The organism is Bacillus sp. ISL-78 (assembly GCF_018613455.1).
GTDB lineage: Bacteria > Bacillota > Bacilli > Bacillales > DSM-1321 > Peribacillus > Peribacillus frigoritolerans.
The window spans coordinates 1-16,097 of record NZ_JAGGQC010000024.1 but is presented as its reverse complement, the minus strand read 5'-3'; the positions used below and the strand labels follow the sequence as shown (position 1 = coordinate 16,097).

Sequence of the window (16,097 nt, the reverse complement as noted above, 5' to 3'; positions counted from 1 at the left end):
TAAATATAGTATAATGGATGAAAGCAAGGATGAATGATGATGATTCAATTAGCATTATCTGTCCGGAAGAGGAGAAGCACATGGAACCTGAGAATCGTATATCGAATAAGGCCTTAACCGTATGGAAAATCAGTGGTCTTTTAAGCTGTTCAATAACCTGGATCATTAGCATCGCCGTACTCGTGCTTACAATCATTTTTGAATGGACATATTGGGTGATTGGCGCGTTGGTCCTAATTTCGATAATCCAATCCTATCTGGCCATCTTTATGATTCCATCGGTTAAATGGAAGAGATGGCGTTACGAAGTAAGAAGTACAGAAATTGATATCCAAAGTGGTATTTTCGTCATTAAAAGAACACTCATACCCATGATAAGAGTTCAGCATGTTGAAACGAAGCAAGGGCCATTATTAAGAAAATACGATTTAGCTTCCGTTGAAATTTCCACTGCGGCGACTCTTCATGTTATCCCTGCCTTGGACCTTGCAGAGGCAGATGAATTGCGGCAATATATTTCGAGAATGGCAAGTGTGGAGGAAGAAGATGTCTGATCCTAAAAGGCTTCACCCCATTGCTGTATTGCTTAACATCATTAAATCGATTAAGGAGTTAGTCATCCCTTTTTTATTAGTGGTCGTCATTCCTGGGAAGAATGAAGGAATGCCCGGATGGATCCAACCGCTGGTCATTGCCATTATTATACTTTTGATTATAGGAAATGCATTCTTACAATGGTTACGCTTTACATATCGGATAGAAGCGGGCGAATTCAGAATTGAGTCCGGGGTATTCGTAAGGAAGAAACGGTATATTAAGTTTGATCGGATTCATAGCATAGATATATCAGAGGGCATCATCCAGAGGGTATTCAGCCTGGTGAAGGTGAATATTGAAACGGCAGGCGGGTCTCAGGCGGATGCCGTATTATCGGCCATAAGCAAAAGTGATGCGAATCGAATCAATGCTTTTATAAGTGAGGAAAAAAATGCGTATGAACCATCTGATAGTGATGAAGATGAAGTCGCGGATAAAGAATTTGCGGCAAAATCAACTTCCGTTTTTAAGCAGACGCTGCCGCAACTATTCATTATGGCTGGCACTTCGGGAGCGGTAGGTGTCTTCCTATCCGGGGCAGTCGCTTTTATTTCACAGTTCGATGAAATGATACCTTTTGAAAGGATATTTAAGGATTATGAAGATTTTATTGAAATGGGGACCTTCATTCTGACCTTGTTTGCTCTTGTGGCTTTGTTGGCGGTTTATGTGCTGGCCACATTAAGTATGGTAATAAAATACGCTTCATTTACCGTGATAAAAACGGATGAGGAGATCGTTATTTCCAGGGGGCTTCTCGAGAAAAGACGACTGACAATCCCTATCCATAAAATTCAAGGTATCCGGATCATGGAGAATTTGATTCGAAAGCCATTGGGATTGGCGACGGTTTATATTGAATATGCGGGAGGGAGCATGGAAGATAAAGAAAGTCTTACCATCATGCTGTTCCCTTTAATCAGGAAGAAGCATTTACAGAAAAAAATCCTGGAAATTTTACCGGTTTATGAAACGGATACGGAGATGACACCAATACCCAAGCGTGCACTTTCCCGGTATGTGTTTCGTAAGTTACTATACCTCATCCCGATCATCGGTGCCTTGGTATGGTTTTTCAGACCTTGGGGTTATCTTTCCTTCTTGCTTGTACCGTTGGCGATTTTTTTGGCATACATGCAATACAGAGATGCAGGTTGGAGCATAGAAGGGGATTTATTGCTATTAAGCAGCCGTTTTTTCTCAAAGCAAACATTGATCATGCAGAGAAGCAGAATTCAATCAATCACATATAAAAAGAGCTGGTTTCAGAATCGAAAAGAATTAGCCACCATTTCAGCATCGATTAAATCAGGAGTTACCTCCCGGGTCGGCATGGTCGCTGATGTGGAAGAAAAGGATTGCCTGATAATTAAATCATGGTATTCACCTAAAAAAGCAGTCGACTCCCAATGATTGAAAGGAAGAGTCGGCTGTTTGGCCTACCATTTTTTTCTTAAGAATAATGGGGCTGTTAAAAAGCCGGTTGCCATTCCAGCCAAATGACCGACAACGTTGATCTGAGGTTGAATGAAAGTCATGATAATGGCAATTCCGGTCAATGTATAGACTGTATTTCTTTCATTGTTCGTAAAATTGGTTTTATTGAACAGTACAAGATATAGAAAGAATCCGAGTAAACCAAAAATTGCTCCGCTAGCACCTACGTGGTTATATGTCAGTGGGTTAATCAGGAAGGTTGCGATATTGGCAAGGATCCCTGCCGATAAAAAGAAGATTGAAAACTTGAAGGCTCCAAGTAATTTCTCCAGGAATGGACCAAAGATGGCAAGTGAGAATCCATTAAACAGTAAATGTGTAAACGTGCTATGCAAAAAGATGGGGGTGATCAAACGCCACCACTGTCCATCAGCGATGTATAAATTCACACCTGTGCCATAATAAAAGAGTACATTGCCGGGAAGTACGGGGAAAAGGACGAGAACGAATACAAGCATCATAATGAGTATGAGCACAGTTACAGCTCGATAAGAATTTGCATATTCGCGGAAGCTTTCTGTTCTTGTAAACATAAATTCCTCCTTATATCGTTTTTAATTAGATACAATATTATCATTTTCAGGTAAAAGAGTCCTCCTAATGATATGCAACTTATTAAATTAATAGAAGAGGTGTCAAAGTGATTAAAGGTATAGGCGTGGACATTACTGAGTTGGATAGAATGGAAACATTGATTAATCGGCAACCCCGTTTAAAGGAGCGTATATTGACGGAAAGTGAAATCTTGATTTTCGAAAAGTTAAATGGAAGAAGGAAGGTCGAGTATTTTGCTGGCCGGTTTGCGGCAAAGGAGGCTTTTTCAAAAGCGAACGGTACAGGGATCGGTAAGCACTTATCTTTTTTGGATATTGAAATCACCTCGGATGATAAAGGAAAGCCGGTGATTTCAAAGCCGTTTTCTGAAGGGGTCCATCTTTCGATTAGCCATAGCCGGGATTATGCGGTTGCTCAAGTCGTAATTGAAGGGTGAATGGAGTTTTGTCCAATCGGGTCATAAACCTTAAGGTTGTCTCATATACATTTAGTGCTATAGGGAGACAAGGCCCGGTAAAAGGTACATGGCAGAGTAGGTGCTCTCGAAAAGTTTTTAGCCGGATCGAAATGGTCCGTGTCTAAAATACTGAGGAGTCTAAGACATCAGTCGAGCCAATGTCCGGATCCTGCCTTTTCCTCTCCCTTTTACGTTCAAATGACAAAAAGGGGTTGAAAAGATGAAGAAGATGGTAATGCTTTTTGCAGGGATCATGCTCTTGCTTGCTCTTTCTGCTTGCGGCCAAAAATCGCAGAGTGACGTAGTGAGTGAATTGAATGAGAAGCTTGGTGAAATGAAAGGATATAAAGCTAACGCGAAGATGACATTAAAGATGGGGACGGAACCTCAAGTGTATAATGTGGAGATCTGGCATAAGGACCCTTCTTTTTACCGCGTGAATCTGAAAAATGAAGAGAAGGATCAAAGCCAGATGATTTTAAAAAATGATGATGGTGTATATGTTTTGACGCCTGCTTTGAATAAAAGTTTTAAATTTCAAAGCGAGTGGCCCGAGAACAGCAGCCAGGCCTATTTGTTCGAGTCGTTGGTGAAAGACATTACGGAAGATAAAAGTGCGACATATAAAGAAACGGATAAACATTATGTCTTTGAAACGAAAACGCGCTACCAAAACAATAAAATGTTGCCATATCAAGAGATTACTATAAACAAAAAGGATTTATCCCCAGTCAGTGTAAAAGTCATGGACCCTGATAGGACCGCATTGGTTCTTGTTGAATTCTCAAAAGTGAAATTCGATACGAGTTTTGATAAAGATTCATTTGACATGAAGAAAAACATGACAAGTGCACAACTTGAAGCTCCCGTTATGGCAGAAGTCCAAAATGAGGGGTTTGCAGTGAAATACCCTGAAAATATTGGTGATATGAATCTAACGGAAGAAAAAGAAATTACGACGGAAAAGGGAGAACGTGTCGTTTTGACCTATGAGGGTACAAAAAGTTTTACATTAGTTCAGGAAAAAGCTGAGGTGGTCCAAACTTCCGTTTCGACGAATGTTAATGGAGAACCTGTTGATTTGGGTTATACTGTCGGGGCCATGACGGGAAATACGATTGCATGGACTTTCGAAGGTGTCGATTACATGATAGCATCAAAGGATTTGACACAGGAAGAGATGATAGATGTCGCCCGTTCGGTTGGGGAAGATCCAGTCAAATAGGATTACATAACAAGCTGATGTTTCCCGTCTCCTTACGAAGGTTTCTTCTCGGTAGGATAGGCGGGGAAGCGGCTTGTTGACATTTTTAACCCATTATTTGATTTAGGCTGGCAGCTGGGAAATGAGGCTCAAGGTGAAAAAGCACTTTATCTTTCTAGCGGTTGGTTATAGAATGGTCCTATAAATGAAACGAAAACTTCCTACTGGGAAGAATCTTATGGTGAGTGTAGGAAAGAAGGAAAAGGTCTTGGAAACGAAAATATTTCATCGAGATACGTGGGCAGAAGTAAATTTGGATAATATTTTTGAAAATATCTCTTCAATGAAAAAAAGTCTGAGAAAGGGCGTTAGTCTTTTCGCTGTCGTTAAAGCGAATGCTTATGGCCACGGGGACTATGAAGTGGCTAAAACGGCGCTTGATGCGGGGGCGGATTTTTTAAGTGTAGCTTTTTTGGATGAGGCTCTTGCCTTGCGGAAAAAAGGTATATTGGCTCCGATTCTTGTCCTTGGGGCTTCTAGGCCTGAAAGTGCAGCGCTTGCTGCCGAGCATGGGATTTCCGTGACGGTTTTCGATGTAGCATGGTTGGAGAAGGCAAAGGATTTGTTGAAACCGGGACAAGTTTTGCAAATCCATGTAAAAGTGGATAGCGGCATGGGAAGAATCGGCATTCGAGATGAAGGTCAACTCAAGAAAGTGGAAAGTTTGCTTAAGAGGGAAGCTTGTTTCAATTTCCAAGGGATATTCACTCATTTCGCGACTGCGGATGAAATGAAAACGGACTTATATGAAAAGCAGCTTGCTTTCTTTAAAGGGATGCTTTCCGAATTGACGGGAAAGCCGGAATATGTTCATGCAGCCAATAGTGCAGCTTCTTTAAGGTTCACCGATTCAGAATGGAATGCAATAAGAATGGGGATTTCCATGTATGGTTTGAGTCCTTCCATGGAGATGAAGCCGATATTGCCATTTCCATTAAAACAGGCTATATCATTGAGAACGGAGATGGTCGCGGTTAAGCAGCTTGCTAAGGGTGAAAGCGTTAGCTATGGAGCGACTTATACGGCTGAAGGTGATGAATGGATTGGAACTTTGCCAATCGGGTATGCTGACGGCTGGATCCGTAAGCTGCAAGGTCAGGAAGTTCTTGTGAATGGAAAAAGAATGCCCATAGTCGGAAGGATTTGCATGGATCAATGCATGATCAAGCTGCCTGGACCATACCCTGTAGGAACAGTGGTCACACTAATCGGGAATGATGGGGATGAATCGATTACTGTCGATGAGATAGCGGCAAAACTGGAAACGATCAACTATGAGGTGACATGCATGATAGGAGCAAGAGTGCCCCGCATATACATGAAAGATAATCAGATGAATCATGTACGCAACTTCATTTTGGAATGAGCGGATTGTAAAAAAATCCTAAGATTGTGAATAAGATTTCCTTTATTATGCTGATAATAGGATTGAGAATAGAATATACTCTTTGCAGATAGGCATTTTAATGGTAATATTGAAAAGGATATATAATAAAGGTGTGTAGTGATGGTGGAGGTGTATGTTTGTGTCTGAATCCAGCGCAACAAGAGAGATATTAATTCGATTACCTCAAAATTTTTTAACAGAGTTAGATGGGTATGCGAGTGAGGAAAATGTGAATCGCAGTGAATTTATTTATCGTGCCACAAAAATGTATCTTCGCGAACGTAAAAAGAAAGAGTTTCGTGAATCGATGAAACGCGGTTATATTGAAATGGCGGCCATTAATTTAACGATTGCTTCTGAAGCCTTCCAGGCTGAATTCGAGGCTGGTCATTGCGTTGAACGATTAGTTAGCGGAGGCTGAGCCATTGATTGTTGTTAAGCGTGGTGACGTATACTTCGCAGACCTTTCCCCGGTAGTCGGTTCAGAGCAGGGTGGGACCCGTCCGGTACTAATTTTACAAAACGATATTGGCAATCGCTTTAGTCCGACTGTGATCGTGGCAGCCATTACAGCTCAAATTCAAAAAGCGAAATTGCCTACACATGTTGAGATTAATGCAAAAAAGTACGGATTCGAACGGGATTCCGTCATTTTATTAGAACAGATCCGGACTATCGATAAGCAGCGTTTAACTGATAAAATTACGCATCTTGACGAACCGATGATGCAAAAAGTCAATGAAGCTTTGCAAATTAGTTTAGGCCTCATTGAGTTTTAAAGAAAATTTTTCCCGTTAAACCGGGCGTTATTATAATACAAATCATTCTTGATATTAATTAGATGGCACGATTCCTGCTACTGTGGGAATCGTGTTTTTTTTATGAAATAACATAAACATGTGTCCAAAAAGTAAACAGGGAGGAAATATGAAAAATTTGACGAATAAAAACATTATACAGTTAGATATTGGATGGAATGTCATTGTTTTTTTATGGTTTCTCCCTAACTTTTCATTAATTTATGTTTTTCTTACCTGAATTTCGGGTATGTAGTTATGTTGTAAATACCTAAAAAAAGCAATAGTGCAGTGGGGAAACTCGAAGGAAATCCAAATGGAAATAACATTACATTTAGTTAACATCCTTGTGACGTGGACAGGGAAACATAGCAATTGTGTTAGAATGGGAGGATATTATGAATCAATTGGTTTACGATTTTATTAAGCAAAATCAAGATTACATCCTTACTGAGTGGATGGGCATCATGAAGGAAAGTACGGACGAAAGATTAATTAAAATTGTCTCAGATCGAATGTTCACGCAAACGAGCAGTGAATTTATAGATATGATCATCACGAACGTTGATAGTAAAAACAAGGAATTCACATTGAAGCTTTCAGATTTTGCCGAGAAAGTCGTCCAATTGGGATGGCCTCTTACTTTCGTCAATGAAGGACTTCATAAGTTCACGTTAATTGTCATTAATGGAATGGTTGAAAAGGGTCTCGTTACTCCTGATAATCAAGTCAATCTCGTTAACCATTTGGATAAATGGGCGACACCGATAAATAATGAAATAGTCAATATATATACTCAAACTTGGGAAAGAACCGTTTCCATGCAGAAAATAGCGTTGCAAGAACTTTCGGCACCGCTCATTCCTGTATTGGAAGGAATTACGGTAATGCCGCTAATTGGTACGATTGATACGGAACGTGCCAAACAGATAATGGAAAACCTGCTGACTGGCGTGGTTAAGCATAGATCTGAAGTCGTTCTTATTGATATTACGGGTGTGCCGGTCGTGGATACCATGGTTGCCCACCATATCATTCAAGCTGCGGAAGCAGTCCGATTAGTGGGCGCCAAATGTATACTATGCGGCATCCGCCCTGAAATAGCTCAAACCATCGTTAATCTTGGCATTAATTTAAATGAAGTGATTACAAAAAATACGTTGAAAAAAGGGATAGAAGTTGCGTTGGAATTAACGAGCCGTAAGATCGTAAAGGTGGAGGGATAAGAATGAGAATTCCGATATTAAAGCTTTATGACTGCTTGTTAGTCTCTATACAGTGGGAATTGGATGATGTGACAGCCCTTCAATTTCAAGAGGATTTACTGCATAAGATTCATGAAACAAGCGCGAATGGCGTGGTTATAGATATTACCTCAATAGATTTTATTGATTCTTTTATCGCAAAGGTATTAGGCGATGTCTTTAGCATGTCTAAGCTTATGGGGGCCAAAGTTGTAATTACGGGAATCCAGCCTGCTGTTGCAATAACTTTGATTGAACTAGGAATTAGTCTCGATGATGTTCTGACAGCATTAGACTTAGAGAAAGGCCTGGAGAAATTACAACAGGAATTGGGGGATTAAAGAATGGAGTTCCAATCCTGCGTAAAAATCATAAATGAATGGGACATCGTAGCTGCAAGGCAGCTCGGAAGAAATGTCGCTAAAGAGTTGGGGTTCGGTATTGTAGACCAGGCCAGAATCACAACGGCCATTAGCGAATTGGCCCGAAACATATACCTATATGCTGGACAAGGCAGTGTTAGCATAGAAAAGCTAAATATAAATGGGAAGTCAGGATTGAAAATCATTGCAGAAGACCAAGGGCCGGGAATTGAGGATATCCGCAGAGTCATGGAAGATGGATATACCACCTCAGGGGGGCTGGGGGCAGGCCTTCCTGGAGCCAAACGTTTAATGGATGACTTTGATATTGAATCGATACCAGGTGAAGGGACCAAGATTATCGCGACGAAATGGCTCCGTTAGGGGGGGACTATGGATATTAGGGAGAACATGGAGAAAAAGTATCATGAGGCGCTTTCTACTTATCTTAAAGACCAAAATGAGCAGGCACTCTATCAAGGGCAGAAGATTAGCCGCCTACATATCAAATACAATATATCTCCAGAAGAAATCATAAGTATGCATAAAAATAACTTAATGGAACTTTACCCGGATTTACCGGGAAAAGTATTGGATTCTTTCGATTTTCTGCTAGAAGTCATGATGGGCTACGGCATTGCATACCGTGAACATCAAAGCCTCAGACATCAACAGCAGGAACTGAAAACGGAAATCGAGATAGCGGCAAACGTTCAACATACTCTTTTGGAAACGGAAATTCCTGATATCAAAGCTCTTGAAATTGGGGCAATCAGTGTTCCTGCGAGGCAGATGAACGGGGATTACTATCACTTCGTCCAGGATGAAAATGAGCGTATAGGTGTTGGGATAGCCGATGTCATAGGAAAAGGGATCCCTGCTGCGCTGTGCATGTCGATGATCAAATATGCGATGGACAGTCTTCCGGAGCATCGTCATGAACCGAAAAGTGTACTTGAGAGTTTGAACCGGGTTGTGGAGCATAATGTTGATCCAAGCATGTTCATAACCATGTTCTATGGTTTATATGATCCGCATGACAGGCAATTTTCCTATGCTTCAGCCGGACATGAACCTGGATTTTACTATGACGCAGCTACAGGTACTTTTAGCGATTTGGATGCAAAGGGCTTGTTGCTTGGCGTTGATAAAAAAACAAGGTATCGCCAATATGAAAAAACGGTGAATCGTGGCGACATGATCATTTTATTATCTGACGGAGTAACGGAGTGCCGCACGAATGATGGGTTCATAGAAAGGGAAACGCTTATTGGTTTGATTAAAAAGAATATGCATTTGCAAGCCCAGGAAATGGTGAATAATATATATAAACAATTGGAGAAAATGCAGAACTTTCAACTTAGGGATGATTTTACATTAATAATTTTAAAATCAAATGTTTAGTATTGTTTCTGCTGGGTATAGATATAGGAATGAAGAGGATTTGAAGAGGTGGGTCAAGGATGAATATAACAGTGGATGTTAATGAATTGAATACTGAATTTAATGTAAAACTAAAAGGTGAAATCGATGCTTATACTGCACCGAAACTAAGAGAATCACTATTTCCAATTTCAGAGCAGGAAAATGTTTCGATCACTATTGATCTAACTGAAGTTTCGTATATGGATAGTACGGGACTTGGGGTATTTGTCGGTGCTTTTAAAAGTGTTAGGGCAAATAATGGCGAGTTCACGTTAGTTGGATTATCGGAACGGTTACGACGTTTATTTGATATAACAGGTCTTGCAGATATCATTGATATAAAAAGTGGTACAGAGGGTGGGTTAGAATGAGTCAAGTATATGATTACATCGAAATGAAAATACCTGCAAAACCAGAATTCATCGGTGTCATTCGTTTAACGCTTTCTGGAATTGGAAGCCGGATGGGATTTGCGTATGATGAAATAGAGGATTTGAAAATCGCTACCAGTGAGGCTTGTACAAATGCGGTACAGCATGCATACAAGGACTCTGAAAAAGGTGAAGTGAAAGTGAGTTTCGGCCTTTATCCTGACCGTTTGGAGGTCATGGTTTCCGATAGTGGCAAGAGCTGTAATTTCGAGGAGGTTCGTCAAGGGCTAGGTCCATACGAAAATGGTCAAAAAGTCGAACTTTTGAGAGAAGGAGGCTTGGGTCTTTACCTTATTGAAACTCTGATGGATGATGTAAAAATTCATCAGCATGATGGGGTTACAGTATTTATGACTAAGTTTTTAGAAGGAGAGCAGGTGGAGATGGATGCAAAAACAGTCTCAACCTAATCAGGCACAAAGAGAACAGGTAAATGAATGGATCAGAGCTTACCAGCAGAATCAAGATGAAGAAGCGCAGAGTAACCTCGTCATCCATTATAAAAGTTTGGTTGAAACAATCTCCCGCAAGTACGCGAAAGGGAAATCATTTCAGGAGGATATCTCCCAAGTCGGCATGATTGGTCTATTAGGTGCCATTCGACGATATGATGAATCTTTCGGTAAGAGCTTTGAGGCATTTGCCGTCCCCACTATTATCGGGGAAATCAAAAGGTTCCTTCGTGACAAAACATGGAGTGTCCATGTGCCAAGGCGAATTAAGGAACTAGGTCCGAAAATCAGGGTGACTGTCGAGGAGTTAACGACAACTCTGCACCGTTCACCAAGAATAGATGAAATAGCCGATAGTATAGGCGTGACCGAGGAAGAAGTTTTAGAGGCGATGGAAATGGGAAAAAGCTATCAAGCTTTATCCGTGGATCATTCTATTGAGGCGGATTCTGATGGCGGCACTGTCACATTGCTTGATATATTCGGGAATGTCGATGAAGGTTTTGAAAAGGTCAATCAGCGTCTTGTGCTTGAAAAGGTGCTTCATGTGCTGAGCGACCGTGAAAAGATGATCATTCAACATACTTATTTAGAGAATTTAAGCCAGAAAGAAGCTGGCGATAAATTGGGGATTTCCCAAATGCATGTGTCAAGGCTCCAACGCCGCGCGATCAAGAAACTTCAAGAAGCCATTAATGCTGAAAACTCGGAGTTAATTCAGTGATAAAAGATATTCTGAGGGGAGAAAAAATAGAAGTCCTTGTCTCTCAATCGTCTAAAAATGGGATGGTTTACTGTGGTGATGATTACTTTTTTCTTCATACGGAAGAATACTTTGTATGTGTCCTGGCAGATGGGCTAGGCAGCGGGAAAAATGCATACGATTCCTCCCATGCCGTCATCGAGGAAGTTAAACGTAATCATGAGTTGGATGTAGAATCATTAATGGCAGTATGTAACCAGGTTTTAGTCGATAAGCGGGGGGCAGCCGTTTCGATTTTGAAGATATTTTATGACAGGAATGAATTTGTATACAGTTCAGTGGGTAACATCCGCTTTTTCCTGTATAATCCAAGCGATGATAAACTCGTTTACCCTTTACCTGTTACAGGGTATTTATCCGGAAGGAAACAAACATACAGGACGCAGAGATACAAATATGAACCAAATGCAAAATTCATTCTTCATTCCGATGGTTTGGAACTTAAGGGAGCAAAGTCTTTTTTAAAAAGGCTGATCCCTATCGATAAGAACGCCCAATGCATATTAAAAAGCAGTCCATTAACTGCAGATGATACAACTTTCATTTTAGGAAGCTTACTTTCGCCATGATTCGGAAGTGAGCTTTTTTGTATGGAATTCGCAACTTCATCGCTCATTTGCTAGACTATATATATTAGATCAAAAGGTTGGGGGTATACAAAATGACCGTTGTGGAAGATAAATTAAAAGAATTGATAAAACAAATATCCAATGAGCTGACTTTGAAAAATCATCAGGTCCAAAACGTCATACAGATGCTGCAAGAGGGGAATACTGTACCTTTTATCGCACGTTATAGAAAAGAAATGACGGGTTCACTTGATGAAGTGCAGATACGTTCCATTATGGAAAGATGGAACTATCTAGAAAACCTTGGCCAGAGGAAAGCGGAAGTTACGCGTTCGATTGGTGAACAGGGGAAATTGACGGAAGAATTAACAAAACAAATCGAGAAGGCAACAAAACTGCAGGAAGTCGAGGATTTATACAGGCCATTCAAACAAAAAAGGAGAACGAAAGCGACAGTTGCTAAAGAAAAGGGTCTTGAACCACTGGCCAATTGGCTTTTGGAATGTCAAATGCATCCTCGAGTCAGTGAAAAAGCAGCTGAATTCATATCGGCAGAAAAAGAAGTTCCTTCTATTGAAGAGGCTATTGCAGGTGCGCAGGATATCATAGCTGAATATATTTCCGATGATGCGGAATTAAGGAAGTGGATAAGGGCTGAAATTTTCAAAGCTGGAAAAGTGGTTTCAACTGTGAAAAATGAAGAGAAGGACGAGAAAAAAATCTTCGAAATGTACTATGAATATGAGGAACCGGTTCAAAGAATCGTACCACATCGGGTATTGGCGCTGAATAGAGGTGAAAAGGAAGAGGTTTTGCGAATCTCCATCCAGCCTCGGACTGAAGTCATCATTGGTCATCTGGAACGTAAAACCATTAAAAATAACAAATCTGAAGCCCAAGTTGTTCTTAAACCTGCGATTGAGGATGGACTTAAGCGTTTGATCATGCCTTCTGTAGAGCGGGAGATCAGAAAAGAGCTGACGGAAAAAGCTGAGGATCAAGCTATCCACATTTTCTCTGAAAACCTCCGGAACCTGCTCTTGCAGCCTCCGCTTAAAGGAAAAGTGGTCCTCGCCTTAGATCCGGCATATCGGACTGGCTGTAAGTTGGCTGTCATTGATGAAACCGGAAAGGTACTCGATATCAGTGTAATCTATCCGCATCCTCCTGCTGCGAAACTTCATGCTGCCCGTGAAAAAACGATCGATATACTCCAGCGGTTCTCGGTTGAGATCGTGGCAATCGGCAATGGAACGGCATCACGTGAATCAGAGCAATTCATTGCAGATATTCTAAAAGAAGTGAAAGGGAACATTTCATATATCATTGTTAATGAAGCGGGAGCCAGTGTGTATTCAGCTTCGGATATTGCCCGTGAAGAGTTTCCGGATCTTCAAGTTGAACAGAGAAGCGCAGTTTCGATAGGCAGAAGGCTTCAAGATCCTCTTGCTGAACTTGTTAAAATTGATCCGCAATCTGTGGGGGTAGGCCAGTATCAACATGATGTGTCTCAGAAAAAGTTAACGGAATCCCTCACCTTTGTAGTGGAAACAGCTGTTAACCAGGTGGGTGTTAATGTCAATACCGCTTCATCGTCTCTCTTACAATATGTAGCTGGTTTATCAAAGTCTGTTGCCCAAAATATCGTGAAGAAAAGGGAAGTGGAAGGGAAATTTCAAAGCAGGAAGGAATTAAAGAAGATTCCCCGGCTTGGTGCCAAAACATATGAACAATGTATAGGATTCTTACGTATCATTAATGGAGATGAACCTTTAGATCAAACCGCGATACATCCTGAGAACTACAGTGCCGTGAATAAATTATTGAAGAAAATGGGATTCACATCTGAGGATTTAGGCAGTGATGCACTGAATGAAGAGTTAGGTAAGTTAAATCCTGCTGATTTGGTCAATGAATTGGAAATTGGGGAAATTACGATCAAAGATATCATCGATGATTTAATGAAACCGGGAAGAGATCCTCGGGATGAGTTATCAAAACCGCTGCTTAAGCAGGATGTACTAAAAATGGAGGATCTGCAAACTGGGATGGAGTTACAAGGTACAGTGAGGAATGTTGTGGATTTTGGTGCATTTGTGGACATCGGTGTTAAACAGGATGGACTGGTGCATATTTCTAAACTGAGCAACCGGTTTGTAAAGCACCCATTGGATGTAGTTGCCGTTGGGGATGTTGTCACAGTTTGGGTCGAACTTGTTGACTCCCAAAAGCAAAGGGTATCTTTAACGATGCTCGAGCCGAAGGATCAAAACTAGCCTATGTTAAGCTCCTTCTATATTAGAAGGGGTTTTTTTTATTTGGAACAGCGTCGAATCTATAACCTGAGACTTTCTTTCTTTTGATAAAAAAACCAACATTGATTCAACATCTTCACTTGATAATAATCCTTTTCATAAAAGGCTTTGCGGATTTGATTCTGGAACCAATTAGGCATAGCTTTTCCTCCCTTAGTTTCCTATTGTATTATTAGTCTATGTTATAATGGGTTGTCATGTTACCAAGGAAAGGGAGGGGGAAATGGATAATCGTCAATTGCAAAAACTAGTAGAAGAAATTTCGTTGAAAGACTTTAAAAGAGCCTTTAGACACCAAGCGAGTTTTAATCCGCGTCTCCGGACAACAGGAGGACGATACTTGCTCCGTTCACACAATATAGAAATCAATAAGAAGTATCTTGATGAACGCGGTGTGGAAGAAATGATTGGAATCATTAAGCATGAATTGTGCCATTACCATCTGCACATCGAGAAGAAGGGGTACCAGCATCGTGATGCGGACTTTAAGCATTTACTCAAAAAAGTGGGGGCACCGAGATTTTGCGAGCCACTGCCATCCAACCAATTAAAGAAAAAGATGAATACAATTCAATATAAATGTGAAGACTGTCAGCAGGTATATATAAGAAAAAAACGAATCGACACTACCCGTTTCGTTTGTGGTAAATGTCGTGGAACATTGATTTACCAAGGGTTCAAGGAGCAAAAAACAAAAAAATAAAAAAACACAAAAGAACTCTTGACTTTAGGTTGCAACCTCTTTATAATCATAAGAGTCGACAAGATAACAACTTGTCCTTAACGACAAACACTAAGGTCCTTGAGCGTGAAAAAGGAACCCAATTTTCATTATTCCGCAGTAGCTCAGTGGTAGAGCATTCGGCTGTTAACCGAACGGTCGTAGGTTCGAGTCCTACCTGCGGAGCCATTTTTTTTGGGGAAGTACTCAAGAGGCTGAAGAGGCGCCCCTGCTAAGGGTGTAGGTCGCGTAAGCGGCGCGAGGGTTCAAATCCCTCCTTCTCCGCCAGTCACATATTTAATATCAAGGCCCATTGGTCAAGCGGTTAAGACACCGCCCTTTCACGGCGGTAACACGGGTTCGAATCCCGTATGGGTCACTTTCTTATGCATAATCAAAATACTGGTCCCGTGGTGTAGCGGTTAACATGCCTGCCTGTCACGCAGGAGATCGCGGGTTCGATTCCCGTCGGGACCGCCATTTTTTAAAAAAACACTTGCCAAACTGATATTATCTTGATATAATATTATCCTGGCCGTTAATTAGTATTTGATTATTGGGCTATAGCCAAGCGGTAAGGCAACGGATTTTGATTCCGTCATGCGAAGGTTCGATCCCTTCTAGCCCAGCCATTTTTATTTAGAGCCATTAGCTCAGTTGGTAGAGCATCTGACTTTTAATCAGAGGGTCGAAGGTTCGAATCCTTCATGGCTCACCATTTATTTTCGCGGGTGTGGCGGAATTGGCAGACGCACCAGACTTAGGATCTGGCGCCGCAAGGCGTGGGGGTTCAAGTCCCTTCACCCGCACTGATATTTTTCTTCTTGACATCAAGTTGAAAAGGTGTTAAACTTACAAAGTCGCTTTCGCGGTCGTGGCGGAATGGCAGACGCGCTAGGTTGAGGGCCTAGTGGGGGAAACCCCGTGGAGGTTCGACTCCTCTCGGCCGCACCAATAACATCATAGAAATTAGCGCCCGTAGCTCAATTGGATAGAGCATCTGACTACGAATCAGAAGGTTGTAGGTTCGACTCCCGCCGGGCGCACCATATTTTACGGGAAGTAGCTCAGCTTGGTAGAGCACTTGGTTTGGGACCAAGGGGTCGCAGGTTCGAATCCTGTCTTCCCGACCATTCTTTCCATTAAAAATACTTTAAAATCAAATGCGGGTGTAGTTTAGTGGTAAAACCTCAGCCTTCCAAGCTGATGATGAGAGTTCGATTCTCTTCACCCGCTCCATTATTGCTCTTTGAAAACTGAA

General features: G+C 41.3%; 19 protein-coding genes and 11 tRNA genes. 28 read left to right on the top strand and 2 right to left on the bottom strand.

Features of this window, described 5'->3' with window-relative positions; genetic code table 11:
• Positions 1-29 precede the first annotated feature (29 nt).
• Complete coding sequence (locus J7I96_RS20765) at positions 30-554, top strand: PH domain-containing protein (protein ID WP_214774189.1); 525 nt, start codon at positions 30-32, stop codon at positions 552-554.
• Positions 547-2,010, top strand: a complete 1,464-nt coding sequence (locus J7I96_RS20760; protein WP_214926166.1) for a PH domain-containing protein — start codon at positions 547-549, stop codon at positions 2,008-2,010. Before J7I96_RS20765 ends, J7I96_RS20760 begins: the two co-directional genes overlap by 8 nt.
• A 26-nt stretch (positions 2,011-2,036) precedes the next feature.
• Here the strand turns inward: J7I96_RS20760 and J7I96_RS20755 are convergent, their stop codons facing one another.
• Positions 2,037-2,627, bottom strand: coding sequence for a rhomboid family intramembrane serine protease (locus tag J7I96_RS20755; RefSeq protein WP_214774185.1), 591 nt, complete (start codon positions 2,625-2,627; stop codon positions 2,037-2,039).
• Positions 2,628-2,734: 107 nt separating this feature from the next.
• Here J7I96_RS20755 and acpS point away from each other — a divergent pair, with 107 nt between their 5' ends.
• The 14 genes from acpS to J7I96_RS20685 all read left to right on the top strand — a co-directional run bounded on the left by acpS (position 2,735) and on the right by J7I96_RS20685 (position 14,076).
• Positions 2,735-3,085, top strand: a complete 351-nt coding sequence (gene acpS, locus J7I96_RS20750; protein ID WP_214774183.1) for a holo-ACP synthase — start codon at positions 2,735-2,737, stop codon at positions 3,083-3,085.
• Between the two features lie 241 nt (positions 3,086-3,326).
• On the top strand, positions 3,327-4,331 hold the full coding sequence (locus J7I96_RS20745; RefSeq protein ID WP_214774181.1) for a LolA family protein: 1,005 nt from the start codon (positions 3,327-3,329) through the stop codon (positions 4,329-4,331).
• A gap of 217 nt (positions 4,332-4,548) precedes the next feature.
• Positions 4,549-5,736 (top strand): alanine racemase, encoded by a 1,188-nt coding sequence (gene alr / locus J7I96_RS20740; protein ID WP_214774217.1) that lies wholly within the window; start codon positions 4,549-4,551, stop codon positions 5,734-5,736.
• Positions 5,737-5,896: 160 nt separating this feature from the next.
• Positions 5,897-6,178: a CopG family ribbon-helix-helix protein gene (locus J7I96_RS20735; RefSeq protein ID WP_034306380.1), complete on the top strand. Its 282-nt coding sequence runs from the start codon at positions 5,897-5,899 to the stop codon at positions 6,176-6,178.
• Positions 6,179-6,185: 7 nt separating this feature from the next.
• Positions 6,186-6,536 carry a type II toxin-antitoxin system PemK/MazF family toxin gene (locus J7I96_RS20730; protein ID WP_034306610.1) on the top strand — a complete coding sequence of 117 codons (351 nt, stop codon included), beginning with the start codon at positions 6,186-6,188 and terminating at the stop codon, positions 6,534-6,536.
• 416 nt (positions 6,537-6,952) lie between these two features.
• On the top strand, positions 6,953-7,780 hold the full coding sequence (locus J7I96_RS20725; protein WP_214774179.1) for an RsbT co-antagonist protein RsbRA: 828 nt from the start codon (positions 6,953-6,955) through the stop codon (positions 7,778-7,780).
• 2 nt (positions 7,781-7,782) lie between these two features.
• Complete coding sequence (locus J7I96_RS20720; RefSeq protein WP_048682053.1) at positions 7,783-8,139, top strand: STAS domain-containing protein; 357 nt, start codon at positions 7,783-7,785, stop codon at positions 8,137-8,139.
• A 3-nt stretch (positions 8,140-8,142) separates the two neighbouring features.
• Entirely contained in the window at positions 8,143-8,544 is a 402-nt protein-coding gene (locus J7I96_RS20715) for an anti-sigma regulatory factor (protein ID WP_214774177.1), read from the top strand.
• 9 nt (positions 8,545-8,553) lie between these two features.
• Positions 8,554-9,564: a PP2C family protein-serine/threonine phosphatase gene (locus tag J7I96_RS20710; protein WP_214774175.1), complete on the top strand. Its 1,011-nt coding sequence runs from the start codon at positions 8,554-8,556 to the stop codon at positions 9,562-9,564.
• A gap of 59 nt (positions 9,565-9,623) precedes the next feature.
• Entirely contained in the window at positions 9,624-9,956 is a 333-nt protein-coding gene (locus tag J7I96_RS20705) for an anti-sigma factor antagonist (RefSeq protein ID WP_214774173.1), read from the top strand.
• Positions 9,953-10,426, top strand: coding sequence for an anti-sigma B factor RsbW (rsbW, locus tag J7I96_RS20700; protein WP_034306366.1), 474 nt, complete (start codon positions 9,953-9,955; stop codon positions 10,424-10,426). Before J7I96_RS20705 ends, rsbW begins: the two co-directional genes overlap by 4 nt.
• The gene (gene sigB / locus J7I96_RS20695) at positions 10,404-11,192 is read left to right on the top strand and encodes an RNA polymerase sigma factor SigB (RefSeq protein WP_034306363.1); all 789 of its coding nucleotides are present in this window, start codon (positions 10,404-10,406) and stop codon (positions 11,190-11,192) included. Before rsbW ends, sigB begins: the two co-directional genes overlap by 23 nt.
• Positions 11,189-11,800 (top strand): PP2C family serine/threonine-protein phosphatase, encoded by a 612-nt coding sequence (locus J7I96_RS20690; RefSeq protein WP_311315265.1) that lies wholly within the window; start codon positions 11,189-11,191, stop codon positions 11,798-11,800. The genes sigB and J7I96_RS20690 overlap by 4 nt, the downstream gene beginning before the upstream one ends.
• 92 nt (positions 11,801-11,892) lie before the next feature.
• Positions 11,893-14,076, top strand: a complete 2,184-nt coding sequence (locus tag J7I96_RS20685; protein ID WP_214774171.1) for a Tex family protein — start codon at positions 11,893-11,895, stop codon at positions 14,074-14,076.
• Between the two features lie 59 nt (positions 14,077-14,135).
• Here J7I96_RS20685 and cmpA read toward each other — a convergent pair whose 3' ends face one another.
• Positions 14,136-14,255, bottom strand: a complete 120-nt coding sequence (cmpA, locus tag J7I96_RS20680; protein WP_089364909.1) for a cortex morphogenetic protein CmpA — start codon at positions 14,253-14,255, stop codon at positions 14,136-14,138.
• A gap of 83 nt (positions 14,256-14,338) precedes the next feature.
• On the opposite strand from cmpA, the gene J7I96_RS20675 reads away from it, so the two are divergent.
• The 12 genes from J7I96_RS20675 to J7I96_RS20620 all read left to right on the top strand — a co-directional run bounded on the left by J7I96_RS20675 (position 14,339) and on the right by J7I96_RS20620 (position 16,075).
• Entirely contained in the window at positions 14,339-14,818 is a 480-nt protein-coding gene (locus tag J7I96_RS20675) for a SprT family protein (protein ID WP_214774169.1), read from the top strand.
• A gap of 132 nt (positions 14,819-14,950) precedes the next feature.
• A tRNA-Asn gene (locus J7I96_RS20670) sits at positions 14,951-15,025 on the top strand.
• An 8-nt stretch (positions 15,026-15,033) separates the two neighbouring features.
• Positions 15,034-15,124: transfer RNA gene (locus tag J7I96_RS20665), tRNA-Ser, on the top strand.
• Between the two features lie 19 nt (positions 15,125-15,143).
• Positions 15,144-15,215 (top strand) — tRNA-Glu (locus J7I96_RS20660).
• A 25-nt stretch (positions 15,216-15,240) separates the two neighbouring features.
• Positions 15,241-15,316 (top strand) — tRNA-Asp (locus J7I96_RS20655).
• Between the two features lie 77 nt (positions 15,317-15,393).
• A tRNA-Gln gene (locus tag J7I96_RS20650) sits at positions 15,394-15,468 on the top strand.
• A gap of 10 nt (positions 15,469-15,478) precedes the next feature.
• Positions 15,479-15,554, top strand: a tRNA-Lys gene (locus J7I96_RS20645).
• 9 nt (positions 15,555-15,563) lie between these two features.
• Positions 15,564-15,645: transfer RNA gene (locus J7I96_RS20640), tRNA-Leu, on the top strand.
• 59 nt (positions 15,646-15,704) lie between these two features.
• Positions 15,705-15,790, top strand: a tRNA-Leu gene (locus J7I96_RS20635).
• An 18-nt stretch (positions 15,791-15,808) separates the two neighbouring features.
• A tRNA-Arg gene (locus J7I96_RS20630) sits at positions 15,809-15,885 on the top strand.
• Between the two features lie 7 nt (positions 15,886-15,892).
• Positions 15,893-15,969, top strand: a tRNA-Pro gene (locus tag J7I96_RS20625).
• Between the two features lie 32 nt (positions 15,970-16,001).
• Positions 16,002-16,075 (top strand) — tRNA-Gly (locus tag J7I96_RS20620).
• Positions 16,076-16,097: the final 22 nt, after the last annotated feature.

Excerpts from the sequence above, each read along its gene's own strand:
- J7I96_RS20765 (WP_214774189.1), top strand. The coding sequence starts at position 30 with ATGAATGATGATGATTCAATTAGCATTATCTGTCCGGAAGAGGAGAAG.
- J7I96_RS20760 (WP_214926166.1), top strand. The coding sequence starts at position 547 with ATGTCTGATCCTAAAAGGCTTCACCCCATTGCTGTATTGCTTAACATC.
- J7I96_RS20755 (WP_214774185.1), bottom strand. The coding sequence starts at position 2,627 with ATGTTTACAAGAACAGAAAGCTTCCGCGAATATGCAAATTCTTATCGA.
- J7I96_RS20745 (WP_214774181.1), top strand. The coding sequence starts at position 3,327 with ATGAAGAAGATGGTAATGCTTTTTGCAGGGATCATGCTCTTGCTTGCT.
- alr (WP_214774217.1), top strand. The coding sequence starts at position 4,549 with ATGGTGAGTGTAGGAAAGAAGGAAAAGGTCTTGGAAACGAAAATATTT.
- J7I96_RS20725 (WP_214774179.1), top strand. The coding sequence starts at position 6,953 with ATGAATCAATTGGTTTACGATTTTATTAAGCAAAATCAAGATTACATC.
- J7I96_RS20720 (WP_048682053.1), top strand. The coding sequence starts at position 7,783 with ATGAGAATTCCGATATTAAAGCTTTATGACTGCTTGTTAGTCTCTATA.
- J7I96_RS20715 (WP_214774177.1), top strand. The coding sequence starts at position 8,143 with ATGGAGTTCCAATCCTGCGTAAAAATCATAAATGAATGGGACATCGTA.
- J7I96_RS20710 (WP_214774175.1), top strand. The coding sequence starts at position 8,554 with ATGGATATTAGGGAGAACATGGAGAAAAAGTATCATGAGGCGCTTTCT.
- J7I96_RS20705 (WP_214774173.1), top strand. The coding sequence starts at position 9,624 with ATGAATATAACAGTGGATGTTAATGAATTGAATACTGAATTTAATGTA.
- rsbW (WP_034306366.1), top strand. The coding sequence starts at position 9,953 with ATGAGTCAAGTATATGATTACATCGAAATGAAAATACCTGCAAAACCA.
- sigB (WP_034306363.1), top strand. The coding sequence starts at position 10,404 with ATGCAAAAACAGTCTCAACCTAATCAGGCACAAAGAGAACAGGTAAAT.
- J7I96_RS20685 (WP_214774171.1), top strand. The coding sequence starts at position 11,893 with ATGACCGTTGTGGAAGATAAATTAAAAGAATTGATAAAACAAATATCC.
- cmpA (WP_089364909.1), bottom strand. The coding sequence starts at position 14,255 with ATGCCTAATTGGTTCCAGAATCAAATCCGCAAAGCCTTTTATGAAAAG.
- J7I96_RS20675 (WP_214774169.1), top strand. The coding sequence starts at position 14,339 with ATGGATAATCGTCAATTGCAAAAACTAGTAGAAGAAATTTCGTTGAAA.